This is a genomic window from Planobispora rosea (genome assembly GCF_014648175.1).
In the GTDB taxonomy this organism is placed as follows: Bacteria; Actinomycetota; Actinomycetes; order Streptosporangiales; family Streptosporangiaceae; genus Planobispora; species Planobispora rosea.
Genome location: NZ_BMQP01000054.1, coordinates 1 through 14720, shown reverse-complemented (window position 1 = coordinate 14720; position 14720 = coordinate 1). Strand labels below are relative to the sequence as shown.

Here is a 14720-nt window from a genome sequence, read left to right as displayed (position 1 = left end):
GTACGTGAAGAATGGAGGAAGTGGTACCCGTTTCTCCGGAAGGTGCCGCCGGACCGGGTCCCCGCTCCGCCACGCCGGTCACGAGGGACGGAATCCTCCGGTGCTCGGTACGCTCGCGGCGGGGAAAGGGGTTTTCGATGCTTTTCGCCGTCGCCACGGTGGCCGGGCTCACCTGGTGGCTCGGGCTGTACGTGATCGTGAGGGACCCTCGGGAGCGCGGGCCGCGACGGGCCGGGCTGGGGTTGCTGGCGTACGGCCTCGCGCTGGCGACCGGCCAGGTGCGCGCCGCCACGGGAGACGCCGTCGCAGGGAGCGCCACCCTGCAGAACACCGGAGCCGAGGCGCTGGCCGCGGCGGAGACCGTTCTCGTCTATCTGCCCGCGCTGCTGTGGACGGGCGCGATGCTGACACTGGTCCCCGGCAGCGAGCGGCTGGACCGGATCTGGTCGAGGGTGCTCGTCCCGATCACCCTCGCGGGGCTCGGATGGCTGGCGGTCTCCGGCTGGGGGACCGAGGTGAGCCTCGCGGTACGGGCGGTGACGGGGGTGCTGCTGCTGGGGCCGCTGGCCGGGGTGCTGGTCCTGCTGGTGCGGGCCAGGCCGCCACGGGTCGGCTGGCTCGCGGCGGTCGCCACGCTGTTCTTCGGGCTGGGCGCGGCGCTGCTGCTGTTCCCCCTGCTCGGCCCGGCCAACCTGCTCGCCGTACTGGCGGTGGACGTGGACATGGCCCTGCTGGGCGTGGCCATCGCGATGTCCAGCGCGTTCCAGGCCGGTGAGGCGCTCTGGCGCGACATGCTGCGCTCCCTGCTGGGGGCGGTGGTCGTGATGCTGGCGTCGGGCGGGCAGGTGGCTCTGGCCATCGTGCTCGGCGGCCCCACCCCCGCCCTCGCCGTGCTGCTGTTCGGGGTGGTCGCGGTGGCGGTCGCCGTACAGACGCTGGCCGGTCCGGTGCACCGGGCGCTGGACCGGATCGCCTTCCCCGGTGACCCGGAGATCCGCCGCGAGCGGGCCGAGCTGCACGACTCCTCCGAGGCGCTGCCCCGCCGCGAGCCGGGCCCGCCCCCGATGGACGAGGCCGAGTTCACCCGCCTGACGCGGCGGGCCCTGGCCGGATACGGCGATCTGGGCAAGCTCTCCAGCAGCCCGCTCGCCAACCTTCCGGTGATCGACAAACGGGTCACCGGCGACAGCCCCCTGGAGCGGGCGGCCGAGTTGAGGAACCTGCTGCTGGAGAGCATCCAGCGGCTCAAGCCCCGCGACGGCGAGTTCGGCACCAGCGAGGAGTGGCGGTTCTACAACGTCCTCTACTTCCCGTACGTCCGGGGACTCCGGCCCTACCGGCGCGGGGCGACGCGCAACGGGCTCACCCCGGAGGAGCGGCAGGCGTTCGACTGGTTCCTCCGCGAAGTTCCCGAACGTACGCTCTACAACTGGCAGAACACGGCGGCCAAACTCGTCGCCGACGATCTCCGTACGGAGAACTGGCAGTGAATGGCAGTGCCATGTCTGCAGTTGGCAGTGGGTGAGGCGGTGTGCTGAGGACGTCGGAAGCCGACGCACTCTCAGACACACTCACACGGGAGAAACCGATGACCGCCACCGCCGCCGCCACCACCGCCAGCGCCCGCCGCACTCCCCTGCTGACCCGCGCGCTCCAGATCGACGCCGTCCTCGGCGGAGGGTTCGCGGTCATCCTGACCGCCGCCGCGACCCCGCTCGCCGGCCTGCTCGACCTCCCCGTGCCGCTGCTGCGCTGGGCCGGGATCGCTCTGCTGCCGCTCACCGCGTTCATCGCCTACCTCGCGACCCGCCCGGCTCCGCCCAAGCGCGGCGTCCAGGCGCTGATCGCCGTCAACGTGCTCTGGGCCGTCGACAGCATCGGCCTGCTGTTCACCGGCTGGGTCGACCCCAACCCGCTCGGCGTCGCCTTCGTCGTCGCCCAGGCGCTGCTGGTCTTCGCCCTCGCCGAGTTCCAGTACATGGGCCTGCGCCGGAGCTGACCCACCGGCCCGCGCCGGTTCCGGGGTCCCGCGGTCCGAGCACCCGCTCGGACCGCGGGACCCGTCGGCCTTGTGGACGGCGGTACGGCGGTACGGCGGTACGGCGAGCGACCGTTTCCGGGGCGCGCTCCTCCGTGGTGCATCATTGACCTATGGCGGCCGGTGATGGGGACGGTTGGGCCCACTGCGAGCGAGGGCACCGGCACTGGGGGGTGCACGGTGCCTCCGGTCTGCTCGCGGTGCACCACGACGCCGCGGGCGTGCCGCACGTCCTCATGCAGAAACGCTCCTTCTGGAGCCACCACGGCGGCACCTGGGGACTGCCCGGCGGTGCCCGGGACAGCCACGAGGACTCCATCACCAGCGCGCTCCGCGAGGCCCGGGAGGAGGCCGCCCTGCACGGGGACGGCCTGCGCGTGCAGGGCGTCTACCTGGACGACCACGGCGGCTGGTCCTTCGAGACCGTGATCGCCGAGGCGGAGGGGCTGCTGCACGCGGCTCCCGCCAACCGCGAGAGCGCCGACCTGCGCTGGCTGCCACTGCCCGAGATCGAGGCCAGGAGGCTCCATCCCGGATTCGCCGAGACCTGGCCCGTGGTCAGCCGGGCGCTGCGCCCCCTGGTGATCGTCCTGGACGCCGCCAACATCATCGGCGCCCGTGCCGAGCACGGCTGGTGGAAGGACCGCGCCGGAGCCACGGCCAAACTGATCGCCGAGGTCAGTGCCCTCGCCGGCGGCGGGCTGCGCGCCGTCCCCGGTCATCTCCCCGCCCTGGCCCGTTGGTTCCCGCGGATCCTGATGGTGGTCGAGGGCGCCGCCCGGGAGGTGGCCGGAGTGCCCGGCGTCACCGTCCTGCCCGCCCCGGGCAGCGGCGACGACGCCATCGTGCGCGCCGTACAGGATGCCCGGGCCTGGGAGCACGTCCTGGTGGTCACCGCCGACCGCGCCCTGCGTGAGCGGGTCGCCGAGCACGGCGCCGAGGTCACGGGACCCACCTGGCTCCTCTCCCAGCTCTGAGGCCGTCCGGCGCCGGGGTCCCCCGATGGCGGCGACCCGTGGCCGACCCGGAGGCCGGAGCGTTACGATCAACATCCATCTGTTCCGACCGGCCCCGGAGACCGAACGTGGGCTACCCGCCGCCACAGTACGGCCAGCCACCGAGGGGTGAGACGGGTCGAGGGCTGGCTGTGATCATCCTTATGGTCGCCGGCCTGCTGATCGGGACGGCCATGACCGTGGCGACGGCACTGAACCCGCCCTCCGGGCAGTACGTCCCCACGCCGAGCGGCTCGGCCACCGGCGGCCCGGACGAGGAGCGGTCGGAGGAGGCGGTACGGCTGGCCGCCCAGGCGGCGTTCGACGCCTACGCGACGGGCGCCTCCGGAGAGTTCTGGGACACCTGGAGCACGCCCGCCCAGGAGACGATCAGCCGCGATGAGTACATACGGCTGTTCCAGCTCTGCCCGCAGCCCATCCCCGACATGGGGTTCACGATCACAAACGTCACGGTCACCGGTGACTCCGCCCTGGTGACGGCCACCCGGGCCGGTGACCCGACCTCCTATGACTACGACTTCCTCTTCGAGAACGGCGGATGGCGGTACGTCCTGCCCCCGGAGGAGGAAGAGGAGTACCGGACCAAGTCCGTCGACCAGATCGTCCAGCTCCGCCGGTCCGCCGGTACCTGCGGCGCGGCCGGGACGTCCCCGTCGCCGGGCGTGACCCTGCCACCCGGCGTGACCCTGCCACCCGGCGTGACCCTGCCACCCGGCGTGACCCTGCCACCCGGCGTGACCCTGCCACCCGGCACCACCCAGCCGCCCGGCACGACCCAGCCACCGGGGACCACTCAACCGCCCAGGACGACCCAGCCGCCCGGCACCCCTACGGCACCCACCGCGACCCCGCCGCCCAAGTGAGAAGCCTGCCGGGCCGGGGCACGATCCGGTCCGCGGCGCTCAGCGGGTGCCCGGTCGGAGGAGACCGGACTCGTAGGCGGCGATCACCGCCTGCACCCGGTCCCGCAGGTCCAGCTTCATCAGCACGTTGCTCACGTGCGTCTTGACGGTGTGCTCGCTGACCACCAGCTCCGCGGCGATCTCCGCGTTGGACAGACCCCGGCCCAGCAGGACCAGCGTCTCCCGTTCGCGCTGGGTGAGCGCGTCCAGGCCCACGGGCGCCGGGGCGGGCACGGGCCGCCTGCGCACCGTGTCGTCGATCAGCCGCCGGGTCACCGCCGGGGCCAGCAGGGAATCCCCGGCCGCCACGACCCGGACGGCGTGGACCAGGTCGTCCCGGCGGACGTCCTTGAGGAGGAAGCCGCTCGCCCCGGCGTAGAGCGCGTCGTAGACGTAGTCGTCCTGGTCGAAGGTGGTGAGCATGATGACCTTGGTCGTGGTCTCCGCGCACACTGCCCGGGCCGCCTCGATCCCGTCCATGCGGGGCATCCGGATGTCGAGGAGCAGCACGTCCGGCCGGTGCAGGCGGACGGCCTCCACCGCCTCGGCTCCGTCACCGGCCTCGGCGACGACCGTCAGGTCCGGCTGGGCGTCGAGGATCATCGCGAAACCGCTGCGCACCAGTTCCTGGTCGTCGGCGACCACCACACTGACCGTCACCGCGTCACCTCGGCGAGCTGCGCGGGCTGGAGCCGTACGGACGTCCCGGCGGGAGGGGAGAGCGGGAGCCGTACCGACACCCGGAAACCGTGCGCGCCCGGGTCCGGGCCGAACGAGGCGGTGCCGCCGCAGGCCGTGGCGCGCTCACGGATGCCGATCAGCCCGTCGCCGCCGGAGAGCGCGGGCTCGCGGGGCCGGTCGGCGGGCGCGGGACCGGTGCCGTCGTCGGTGATGTCGATCACCAGTGCGTCGTCCTTCCATTCGAGGCGGACCTCCGCGGTGGTGGCGCGGGCGTGCTTGACGATATTGGTGAGCGACTCCTGGACGATCCGGTAGGCCGCCACCTCGGCGTCGGCGGGCAGGCCGGCCGGGGTACCGGTGACGGTCAGCGCCACCCGGGGACCGCTCCGCCCGACCTGACCGACCAGCTCGGGGATCCGGTCGAGCGTGGGCTGCGGATCCCGTGAGCCCTCGGCCTCCTTGAGCAGGCCGAGCATGCGCCGCAACTGCGCCATCGCCTCCCGCCCGGCGGAGCCGATCGCGTCGAAGGCCGCCTCCGCGCGCTCCGGGTTCGCCCGTACGGCCAGCGGACCGGCCTCGGCCTGGACCACCATGATGCTCACCGCGTGGGCGAGGATGTCATGCATGTCCCGGGCGATCCTGGCGCGTTCGCGTTCGGCCGCGCGCTCGGCCTCGATCTCGCGCTCGCGTTCCAGCCGGACGGCCCGCTCCTGCAGAGCCGCTGCGGAGGCGCGGTGCACCGCCACGGCCCGGCCGATCGCGTAGGCGGCGATCCAGGTCACCATCCCGCGGACGAACGTGGGCACCGATCCCACGACGAGCGGGGAACCTCCGATGACGATGGCGGTGGCGGCGATCCCCCTCCTCCAGGAGGATCGCTCGGCCACGGTGTAGACGGCGACGAGCATGCCGTACCAGATGGGCTGGGAGGGGTTGTCCGGGTCGTTGAGGGAGTAGGCGCCCGCGGCCAGGAGGGTCAGGACCAGCACCGTGAACGGGTAGCGGCGGCGCGCGACCAGCGGCAGCGCGGAGGCGAGGACGGGAAGGTAGTGGGCCACCGTCCACGGTTCGTCGCTGAGGCGGCGCGTCTCGTACAGGAACGGCACCGACTGCGCGACGAGCACCACAACGGCCAGCGCCACGTCCAGCAGGAGGGGAGGAAGCGCCCTGATCCGTGCGATGAAGGGGAAACGACCCATGGCACCCGAGTATCGCGGACTGCTCCGGTCTGCCGTCTCCCTCGCACGAGGGATATCCGGGACCCCTCGCGTCGGCGATGCGCCGTGGAGGGCGGGGTTCCGAGAATCGAGGCATTCCACTGGTCCGCTGGCCCACTAGCCCGCTGGCCCGCTGGCCCGCTGGCCCGCTGGCCCGCTGAGCCGTTGGCCCGCCGACCTGCTGGTTCACTGATCCGCGCGCCGACGCGTGCCGCCTCCTGGGAGCCCTCCTGTGAATCCTCGCATCCTCCGCACCCCCTTCGTCGCAGCGCCCCTGCTCGTCCTGGCCTACGGGGTGATCCGCATTCTCGACGGCCTCGACGGCAGCCGGGGACCGGGCCTGGCCTGGACGACCGGCCACCTGGCCTTCATCGCGGCACTGATCCTGTTCGTTCCGATCTTCTGGCAGCTGCGCCGGATGGCGGGCCGGGACACCGTCGCCACGGTGAGCGCCGTGACCGGCCTCGCGGGAGGCGCCGCCTTCCTCGCGCAGTTCACCATCGACATCGTGGTCGGCTTCATGGCCGCCGACCACGCCGCCATGGGTCCCCTGTTCGACCGGGTCCAGTCCATCCCGGGCGTCTCACCGGTGGTCTACGGCGTCGGCCCTGCCCTGTTCTCCATCGGCCAGCTCGCCCTCGCCGTCCAGCTCGCGTTCCTCGGCCGCGTCAGGGCATGGGTTCCCGTCCTGGTCCTGGCCTATTCTCTCCTGCCGCTCATCGACAAGGACCTGATCCCGCTGAGCGCCGTCTGCCTGCTCGTCTCCTTCGTCCCCCTGGCCCGCCGGGCCACCGTCTCCGCCCCGGTCGCTCCCGGCGCCGTCCGCACGTGAGACAGGATGTCCGGTGCGCGGAGAGAGCGGCGGGACTGCCGGAGGGAACGGCGGGACCCGCGGAGCGAGCGGCGAGAGCGGCCTCACAGGAGTTCGGCGAGGCGGCCGAGAATGCCGGATTCGAGGACGATGACGGCTCCGAGCACGATGAAGACCCCGGGCACCAGCCAGTGCCCGAACTTCCCGACCGCCGCGGTGACCTTCGGATGTGAGCCGAGCCACGACCCGGCGGCACACCAGAGCGCGGTCAGGACGGTGAAGACCGCCACGGTGACCAGACTGGAGGTCAGACCGATGGTGCGGAACACCGGGGTGTAGACCGAGATGTTGTCCGCACCGTTGGCGACAGTGACCCCGGCCACCGAGAGCAACCCGGTCGCGACCACGGGAGACTCCCCGTCCTCCGTCCCACCGGCGCGAACGGCCCCGGCCAGGCTCCACAGGCCGAGCCCGAGCGGGAGCAGGCCGAGCAGGCCGACCCACTCGTCGGGGACCACGGTGAGACCGAGCGCCGCCACGGCCGAGAGCGCGACCAGGGCGGCGATTCCCGCGTACTGGCCGGTGACGATCTGCCAGGGACGGGGCCTCCCCCTGGTGCGGGAGGACAGGAACAGGACGGTCAGGACGATGATGTCGTCGACGTTGGTCCCGGCGAAGACGGCAGCGGCCGTACCGGCCGTCGCGAACAGGTTGTCCATGGCCGATCAGAGTAGGCCCGCCCGGCTCACGGACTCCGGCTCGTGGGCCCCAACCGCCATGGGCGTAGTGGGGAGGCACCGGGAATCCGTGCACAATCGCCGTCGTTGTCACCGGTGCGGGCCCCGACCGGGCCCCGCCCGGACGAGACGCGCCGTACCCGGCCTGCAAAGACGACGCTCCTTGAGGGAAGGGAGCCGTCATGGCCTGGCTCATGGTCGTCGCCGCCGGTCTGTTCGAGGTCGCCATGGCCTACTCGCTCAAGCTCAGCGACGGGTTCTCCCAGCCGCTGCCGAGCCTGGGCTTCGCCGTCTCCGCCGTACTCAGCTTCGCTCTTCTCGCGCTCGCCCTGAAGAGCCTCGATGTCGGTACGGCCTACGCCGTCTGGACCGGCATCGGTGCTGTCGGCACCGCCACCCTGGGAATGATCCTTCTGGGGGAGGACACGTCCCCCATCAAGATCATCTCAGTGGTGCTCATCCTCGCCGGCGTCGTCGGCCTCAACCTGGCGGGCGGCGGTCACTGAAGTACGGTGACCAACTGTGGACATCTATGGATCTATGGCGTCGTTCGCCGTCGTGGTCGGCCTGCTCACCCTCACCCCCGGCCTGGACACGGCCCTGATCCTCCGTACCTCCCTGCTCTCCGGGAAGAAGGCGGCCTGGGCCGTGGTTCTCGGCATCCAGGTCGGAACGCTGCTCTGGGGGCTGCTGACAGCCGCCGGTCTGGCCGCTCTCCTCGCGGCCTCCCAGCTCGCCTACGAGGTGCTGCGCTGGGCCGGTGTCGCCTACCTCCTGTGGATAGGCGGCCGGATGGTGTGGCACAGCCGCAAGGGCGCCGCGGACGAGGCGGTGACGGTGGACGCGCCCCGCGACGAGCGGTGGTGGCCGGTGTTCCGCCGGGGCCTGCTGACCAATCTGCTCAACCCGAAGGTGGGCGCCTTCTATGTCGCGGCGCTCCCCCAGTTCATGCCGGACGGCGTGTCCCACACCGTGATGGGCGTCCTGCTGGCCGGTGTCCACGTCTGCGAGGGGCTGCTGTGGAGTGCCCTGCTCATCGGGTTCACCGGTCTGGTGCGCGGCTGGTTGCAGCGGCCGTCGGTCAAGCGCGGCCTGGACCGGCTCACAGGTCTCATCGTGATCGGTTTCGGTCTGCGGCTGGCGACGCAGCACCAGTGAGCGGCTTCTCCGTTCTGTGAACGGCTCCCCGCCGCCCGTCCGTCCTGCACCAGACTCGCGATCTTCCGTACCCTCAGAATGCGTTCCTACCCGGCCTTTCCCGCTGTCGCCCTCCCGTCACCTCTGCCATCGCCTGCTCCCGTCCGCAGACGCCCAGAAGGCGAAGATCCCAAAATGCAGCGGCATTTCCCGGACAGGCGGAGCCCTGCGCCGAGAAGATCAGTAACGACCTGATACACGAGAGGCGAGAGCGATGTCGATCAACCGGATAGTGCCCAACCTCAACGTGGCCGACGCACAGGCCGGCCACGACTTCTATGAGGAGTTCCTCGGTCTGGAGAAGGCCTTCGACCTGGGCTGGGTCGTCGGCTTCCGCGCCCCGGGCAACCCTACCGCCCAAGTCAGCCTCGTCTCCGGGGACGCCTCCGCCGCCGAGGACTCGGTCATCTCCGTGGATGTCGACGACGTCGACGCCGCCTACGCCCGTGCCCGCCGGCTCGGCTACGAGATCGTGCACCCGCTGACGACCGAAGCGTGGGGCGTGCGCCGTTTCTTCGTCCGCGACCCGCACGGCAACGTCGTCAACGTCGTCGGCCACCCGGGCTGAACCGGGTCGTGGGCCGTGGCGCCGGAAGTGCTCAGTCCTCCCACCATCCACGCGGGAGCGGTTCGTCCGCTCTGGGAACCGAGTCCGGCGGGACGTCCGGACCGGGCTCGATCCGGAGTTCGACCGTGTCGGAGGCGCGCTTGAGGCCCGATTCGACGATCCAGTGGTCCCTGACCCGGTCCGCGTCGACGGTGTATCCGTGGCCTGAACCATCGGGCTCCAGCCACACCAGGCTGTACTTGATCTTCATCCCGCGCCGCTCCATCTCGGCTCTGACCTCGGAGACCGGTTTGCCGCGCCCCTCGTAGCCATCCGGAGAGCCATCCGGTGGGATCGGAATGATCTGTACGGGCACGGCATAGGGCTCGCCGGGTGCCGCGAGACGGCCGACCCCGAAGACGATCCGCCCGGTGTAACGGACGGGCATGGAGATCTTGCCGCACCAGACGGACGGACAGCTCCCCCCGCTGCGGGCCGTCGTCACCCCCGTGCCAGGAGGGAAGTCGCCCGGCGTGGCCGGACCGACCAGCGTGCCGACGTCCTCCGGCGCCACCGGCACCTTTTTCACCTCGGCGTCCAGACCCACGGCTCGGAACGCCTCCGTGAACGTCGCAGCGTCGGCCTCGGGGTCGTTGATGACGACCTCGAGGAATTCCTCGCCCGTCTTGAGGCTTACGGCGGCGTTGGCGTACTCGGTGGCGGGACCGCCGAAGGGCGTGCCGACGACGAGTGCCACGGCCAGCCCGACCGCCGCCACACCGAATCCGACCCCACGCCGCCACGTGGACCCCTGGCGTACGGAAAAGCCCCGCCAGGTGGACCCGCGGCGTACAGGAAGGCCCCGCCAGGTGGCCCCACGGCGTACGGGAAGACGCACCCACCGGGGTCTCGGTCGCACGGGGGCGCGCTCCTCCGCCATGATCGCCTCCATCAGTGCCCGCGCCCCCGCGCCGGACGCCTGCCCCACGGGCTCCCTGGCCAGGTCCTCGTCCCGCAACCGGGCGAGATCGGCGATGTTCACAGCGCACTCCCTTCGACAGTGACGACATGCGGGTACTCGATCCCAGCCTCGGACAGGCCGCGGGCGAAGCGCTTACGGGCGCGGTAGAGCCTGACCCTCACGGCATTACGGGAGATGCCGAGGATTTTTGATATCTGTCCGGGATCCAGCCGTTCCCAGGCGATCAGGGAGAGCAGTTCTCTGTCCTCCTCGGACAGCGTGCGGAAAACCTGTCCCATCCGGGAAAGGTCCTCTCCGGGCAGTTCGGTTACGAATCGTGAGGCGGCCAGTTCCTCGCGAAGGGCGGCGGTGCGCTGTTCGTGCCTGCGCTCGCCGCGCCGGTGGTTGGCAAGCACCCTCCTCGCCACACCGAACAACCACAGTCTCGCCTCGTCCCCCTGGGGGACCTCCTCTATGCGACGCCAAGCGATCACGAACGTCTCGGCCACCACGTCGGCCGCGTCGTCCGGATCCAGACAGCGACGCAACGTGTACCCGAGGAGCAGTCCGTACGAAGACTCATAGATCTCCTCAAACCGACTTTCGGGATCGACTCCCATCCGGGCTCCTTATGTGGGTCATCTACATTCACCCCATGTCCGGAATGCCGATCCCATTACGCGTGGTCGTGACGTTGTCCCGAGGGGCAGCGCCTCTGTCCCGAGGGGCAGCACCTCGAAGCTCCCCGAAATACGATCGCCTTCTCTCACACCACCTCGGCATACTCGCACCCTCACCCGGGATGCCCGCCCGGTTACCGTCTCCGGCATCCGCCATAGGGAGCATGAGGACATGCCGACACCGCAGCTCCCTGACGGCCTGCTCACTGAACTGCTCGAATGGGACGAAAACTCTTTCCGTGAGCATGTCGACGCGATGGGCCGGCTGTTCGAGTCCCTCTCAGCGCCCGACGAGGTCATCGTCCTGGCCCGAAGCTGGTGGTCGGACACTGATCACGAGGTGCAGGCGCTCGGCTTCGATCTGCTGGCGGTTCAGGCGCTCGGTATGGCTTCTGCGTGTGGAAGATCGGTTCTCCCTAACGCAGGGCTTCGGGCAGTCTCAACCACATGTCGGCCCGGCCTGTGATCGACCGGTTGTCGGTCGGCCGCAGGCCCGCTCCGGCATAGCAGTAGGCCTCGGCATGGCCGTGGTACAGGTAGGTGGCGAGGATCTCCTGCGGGGAATCTCCGGAATAGGTGCTCCCCCCGCCGGGGTGGGTGTCCCATTCCTCGATCTCACCGTCGCGGGCAACGGCCCCCTGGTTGCCGCTCTTGGGATTGGCGAACAGCCCGTAGCAGACGGTGCCCACCGACAAGCGCTTGATGACGCCGGGATCGGATGCGGCATATCCACACGGCTGGACGACGACACATCCGCCGGGCACGTCCGTGACGCCGATGATGCTCAGGCTGGCGTCGAAGTCCGCCCAGGGATCCTCCATGATCTCTTCGACGTCGGCGTCGTCGGCCGGTACGGCCTCCAGGCGCCGTGCCGCCTCGGCTGCGGTGATGCCGGCCACGCAGGCGATGCTGTAACCGTCGTCGTCGAAGTCCCCCAGCGCGGCGATCAGGCGTCTGGCCTCCGCCACGGCGGTGCTCTCTTCAGCGGACAGGCCCGTCTTCCCGGTGGGGAGGGCGAACAGGTCAGGGGTGGGAGTGGCCAGGCTGAGCCGTCCGGGGGACCAGCCGTTCATCATCGGCCGCCACGGGTCCGCCCCGGCGGCGACCAGGGCACGGGCGTTGTCGGGGCGGTTGGCGAAGACGGCCCCCCAGAGCGCAGTACGATCTTCGCACTCCGCATCGACATCGTCGACGCGCCGGGCCAGTTCCGCGACCACCTCGGGCGATCCGCACTCGGCCGCCGCGTGGAGCGGCCGTCCGTGGAAGTGCGCCCCCGAATTCGGGTCGGCGCCCGCGTCGAGCCGGGCGCGGATCAAGCTGAGGTTCGTCCAGTCGTCCCAGCCGATGCCGGACCACCCGGATCCGTCGTTGCCAACCATGGCTCTCCTTGAGGGGATGCACGGGATATACAACCGCTGATCATGGCGTACGAGGCCGACAGATTCGGGTCGCGGACGCAGTGGGTTCACGAGAGAACGGCACTCTCCGACGCTCATGGTCATACCCGCTGGCGAGAGGCTGGGCGAAGCCGACAAAAGTCAGTAGGCCCGCCGCCACGAGGGCGCAGCCGATACCGACAGGCGTCATCGTCGTGGCGCCGGTTGGCATCCGGTGAGCGGATCCGACACAACCACCGAGGCGTTACAGGCGCAACCTGGGGAAACGAGACCAACGTCATTCTGCGGACACCGGCCGAGGATCGCTCACGGCGGCGTACGGCTGCGCATCCTGGAAACGATCAACGGCGCCCGGCCCGAGGGATCCCCCGGTCAGGCGCCGTTTCGCGTGCTCGACGGAGAGCGTGGGATTCGAACCCACGAGGCCGGTCACCCGACCTAGCGGTTTTCAAGTCCCCTGACGTCGAAGTCGGCCACCATTGACCAATCCTGCTCGTTGGTGGCTTACCAGGTCAGCAGGGCATAGGAACGCCGATCTTCGTTGATCAAAACCGACTATGCCCGGCTTCCATGTTCCCAATTTGTTCCCATCGGGTATCGAAGGGCGCCCTTCAATGGCCTGGTCAGTAGACCAAACGTCTCCGACTACTGCCCATCAAGCACAGCGATGGCCTTAGTGATCAAAGTGCGAGCCGATGCGCCGTACACCGCGAGGTTGGCCATCTCGGCGAAGGTTGCACCGTACATTGCGATCTCTCGTGGTTGAGTGATCGTCAAGTGTCCGGACACCAGCTCGACCGTCACCTCTGCCTCATCGAACATCCAAAAGCCCTCGACCGGCCAGATATCCGACCGGTCGGCGCCGAGAGGGATGATTCCCAGTGACACTGAGGGCAGCGTGCTCACCGTCAGCAGGTGCCCGAGTTGCCCGGCCATGGCCTCTGCCCCGCCGATGGGGTGATGCAGGACGTTCTCCTCCAGCAGGATCGCGAACTGGTGGTCGCCCTCGTAGATGACGTGCTGCTTGTCCACGCGGACCTGAACGGCCTGCTCGACGTCGTCGGGGATGGAGCGCCGCCGGGTGAGCGAGGTGAGCACGGCGGTGATGTAGGCGCGGGTCTGCAACGGACCCGGAACCATTCGGGGTGAGTAGATCCGGAAGTGGCGGGTGCGTTCCCACAATGGCAGCACCGCCTCCTGAGCGCGACGCAGGCCGGTGCGCTCCATCTGCCGCCATTCGACGAACATGCCCTCCACCGCGCGCAGCGAGGCGACCAGGTCAGCGATCTGTTCGCCTGCGCCGCACTGCTCGCACCAAGCGCGTATATCGGCGATGGTGGGCGTCTGCTTGCCGTACTCAATTTTACTGATCTTCGAGGAGTGCCAGCCGACTCGCCGAGCAAGGTCGCGGCCAGACAGCTCGGCGTCGATGCGGATCTCGCGCAGCCGCTGCCCGAGAGCTTGAAGCGCCTGATGCGCGCTGGAAGACGAGGATCGCACGGCGGTGAGTCAGAGGGGCTGGTAGTGATCGTGGGGGATGGCGCGCTCCCATACGGCCTCGAACGTAGTCAGGCAGAACGTCACCACCCTGGGGTCGGTGATCGTTTCGGATCCGACCTTGTCGCCCTCGCCGCTGAAGTGGTGGACCAGCAGCACCTCCTCATCGAACAGCCAGAAGTCGTTACCCGGTAGGGCAAGATCAGTTGTCTGGCGGCGAGGCAGCCAGCGCACATGCTCTCCGGCACGGACGTTGGGCACGGTGATGTCGTACTCGTAGCGGATGTAGGAGCTGATCGGCTCCGAGACGATGCGCGCCCGGCGGACCTGCACACCTCGAGCGGAGGCGTCCACGATGTTCTGTAACCACGGTCGCCACCAGGAGGAGCGATCGTTCAGGTCGATGCGGTGGCCGGTCCGCCACGCATGGTAATCGGGGTCGTTGAGCGTATAGCCGTCGCGCATCTCCAGGTGCAGCGCGGAGCGCGTGCATGCGGCCAGGTGCTGCTCAAGCGTCCGCTCGACCACCGTTCACCTCCGGAAAGAACTGCATCATGCGCTGAGGGAAGCGGATGCGGACCTCTCCGACGGGAAGGGGGCCGAGTTCGGTGAGCGTGGCCGGATTGGTCTCGATGTAGCCCTGAAGGACGTACTCCCGGGCTTCGGTGTCCCACCACACCGTGGCGGAGTCGCCGTTGGGGCTGTTGGGGTCTTTGCCGAGGAACTCAAGGGCCATGACAGGCTCCTTCGGGCATCGGGGGTTGTTGCTTGAGTGTGCTTCGGCTTATACGACTGCTCAAGGAGTTTGCTTGGATTTGCTTGATCAGCTTGGGGAGGCCCGTCGAACAGTGACCATACGCAAAGCGCAGCAAACTCATTGAGGCGCTGGCCTGCGAGTTTCTACCGTCCTGGGTATGTCGCCCTCCACCACCGCCGTTGCGGGCGCGTTCCGGCTCGACGTTGCGAGCGGCCCCCGCATCTGGGCTTGATCCGGTTGGACGGACATCCGAGATCAGGGGCTCGCCCCCGAAAGGATGTC

At 69.6% G+C, this 14720-nt stretch carries 18 protein-coding genes and 1 riboswitch; of the genes, 9 read left to right on the top strand and 9 right to left on the bottom strand.

Going from position 1 to position 14720, the window contains the following annotated elements:
* Positions 1–137 precede the first annotated feature (137 nt).
* From IEZ08_RS34850 to IEZ08_RS34835, 4 genes are all read left to right on the top strand, one after another.
* Positions 138–1490, top strand: coding sequence for a hypothetical protein (locus IEZ08_RS34850; protein ID WP_189243876.1), 1353 nt, complete (start codon positions 138–140; stop codon positions 1488–1490).
* A 98-nt stretch (positions 1491–1588) separates the two neighbouring features.
* Positions 1589–1999: a hypothetical protein gene (locus IEZ08_RS34845; RefSeq protein ID WP_189243875.1), complete on the top strand. Its 411-nt coding sequence runs from the start codon at positions 1589–1591 to the stop codon at positions 1997–1999.
* Positions 2000–2151: 152 nt separating this feature from the next.
* On the top strand, positions 2152–3015 hold the full coding sequence (locus IEZ08_RS34840) for an NUDIX hydrolase (protein ID WP_068920537.1): 864 nt from the start codon (positions 2152–2154) through the stop codon (positions 3013–3015).
* Positions 3016–3185: 170 nt separating this feature from the next.
* On the top strand, positions 3186–3917 hold the full coding sequence (locus tag IEZ08_RS34835) for a nuclear transport factor 2 family protein (protein WP_189243874.1): 732 nt from the start codon (positions 3186–3188) through the stop codon (positions 3915–3917).
* Positions 3918–3956: 39 nt separating this feature from the next.
* Here the strand turns inward: IEZ08_RS34835 and IEZ08_RS34830 are convergent, their stop codons facing one another.
* Both IEZ08_RS34830 and IEZ08_RS34825 read right to left on the bottom strand, forming a co-directional pair.
* Complete coding sequence (locus tag IEZ08_RS34830) at positions 3957–4616, bottom strand: response regulator (protein WP_068920535.1); 660 nt, start codon at positions 4614–4616, stop codon at positions 3957–3959.
* The gene (locus IEZ08_RS34825) at positions 4613–5836 is read right to left on the bottom strand and encodes a sensor histidine kinase (RefSeq protein WP_068920534.1); all 1224 of its coding nucleotides are present in this window, start codon (positions 5834–5836) and stop codon (positions 4613–4615) included. Before IEZ08_RS34825 ends, IEZ08_RS34830 begins: the two co-directional genes overlap by 4 nt.
* Positions 5837–6086: 250 nt before the next feature.
* Between IEZ08_RS34825 and IEZ08_RS34820 the strand changes: the two genes are divergently transcribed.
* The gene (locus IEZ08_RS34820) at positions 6087–6686 is read left to right on the top strand and encodes a hypothetical protein (RefSeq protein WP_229803848.1); all 600 of its coding nucleotides are present in this window, start codon (positions 6087–6089) and stop codon (positions 6684–6686) included.
* 83 nt (positions 6687–6769) lie between these two features.
* On the opposite strand, the gene IEZ08_RS34815 is transcribed toward IEZ08_RS34820, so the two are convergent.
* Positions 6770–7384: a cadmium resistance transporter gene (locus IEZ08_RS34815; RefSeq protein WP_189243873.1), complete on the bottom strand. Its 615-nt coding sequence runs from the start codon at positions 7382–7384 to the stop codon at positions 6770–6772.
* A 114-nt stretch (positions 7385–7498) separates the two neighbouring features.
* Positions 7499–7565: riboswitch (guanidine-III (ykkC-III) riboswitch) on the top strand.
* 19 nt (positions 7566–7584) lie between these two features.
* Between IEZ08_RS34815 and IEZ08_RS34810 the strand changes: the two genes are divergently transcribed.
* The 3 genes from IEZ08_RS34810 to IEZ08_RS34800 all read left to right on the top strand — a co-directional run bounded on the left by IEZ08_RS34810 (position 7585) and on the right by IEZ08_RS34800 (position 9167).
* Positions 7585–7908 carry a DMT family transporter gene (locus tag IEZ08_RS34810; protein ID WP_068920532.1) on the top strand — a complete coding sequence of 108 codons (324 nt, stop codon included), beginning with the start codon at positions 7585–7587 and terminating at the stop codon, positions 7906–7908.
* 34 nt (positions 7909–7942) lie between these two features.
* Positions 7943–8560 (top strand): LysE family translocator, encoded by a 618-nt coding sequence (locus IEZ08_RS34805; protein ID WP_068920531.1) that lies wholly within the window; start codon positions 7943–7945, stop codon positions 8558–8560.
* 253 nt (positions 8561–8813) lie between these two features.
* On the top strand, positions 8814–9167 hold the full coding sequence (locus IEZ08_RS34800; protein WP_068920530.1) for a VOC family protein: 354 nt from the start codon (positions 8814–8816) through the stop codon (positions 9165–9167).
* A gap of 31 nt (positions 9168–9198) precedes the next feature.
* Here the strand turns inward: IEZ08_RS34800 and IEZ08_RS34795 are convergent, their stop codons facing one another.
* The gene (locus IEZ08_RS34795; protein WP_176728338.1) at positions 9199–10188 is read right to left on the bottom strand and encodes a hypothetical protein; all 990 of its coding nucleotides are present in this window, start codon (positions 10186–10188) and stop codon (positions 9199–9201) included.
* The gene (locus IEZ08_RS34790; RefSeq protein WP_068920528.1) at positions 10185–10727 is read right to left on the bottom strand and encodes an RNA polymerase sigma factor; all 543 of its coding nucleotides are present in this window, start codon (positions 10725–10727) and stop codon (positions 10185–10187) included. The genes IEZ08_RS34795 and IEZ08_RS34790 overlap by 4 nt, the downstream gene beginning before the upstream one ends.
* Positions 10728–10959: 232 nt before the next feature.
* On the opposite strand from IEZ08_RS34790, the gene IEZ08_RS34785 reads away from it, so the two are divergent.
* Positions 10960–11253: a hypothetical protein gene (locus IEZ08_RS34785; protein ID WP_141703463.1), complete on the top strand. Its 294-nt coding sequence runs from the start codon at positions 10960–10962 to the stop codon at positions 11251–11253.
* Here IEZ08_RS34785 and IEZ08_RS34780 read toward each other — a convergent pair.
* The 4 genes from IEZ08_RS34780 to IEZ08_RS34765 form a co-directional block, all read right to left on the bottom strand.
* Complete coding sequence (locus tag IEZ08_RS34780; protein ID WP_068920527.1) at positions 11204–12166, bottom strand: ankyrin repeat domain-containing protein; 963 nt, start codon at positions 12164–12166, stop codon at positions 11204–11206. The two genes, IEZ08_RS34785 and IEZ08_RS34780, sit on opposite strands and share 50 nt — an antisense overlap.
* A 663-nt stretch (positions 12167–12829) precedes the next feature.
* Positions 12830–13684 (bottom strand): helix-turn-helix domain-containing protein, encoded by an 855-nt coding sequence (locus tag IEZ08_RS34775; RefSeq protein ID WP_189243872.1) that lies wholly within the window; start codon positions 13682–13684, stop codon positions 12830–12832.
* A gap of 9 nt (positions 13685–13693) precedes the next feature.
* Positions 13694–14209 (bottom strand): DUF6879 family protein, encoded by a 516-nt coding sequence (locus IEZ08_RS34770; protein ID WP_203863648.1) that lies wholly within the window; start codon positions 14207–14209, stop codon positions 13694–13696.
* Positions 14190–14417, bottom strand: a complete 228-nt coding sequence (locus tag IEZ08_RS34765; protein ID WP_189243871.1) for a hypothetical protein — start codon at positions 14415–14417, stop codon at positions 14190–14192. The genes IEZ08_RS34770 and IEZ08_RS34765 overlap by 20 nt, the downstream gene beginning before the upstream one ends.
* Positions 14418–14720: the final 303 nt, after the last annotated feature.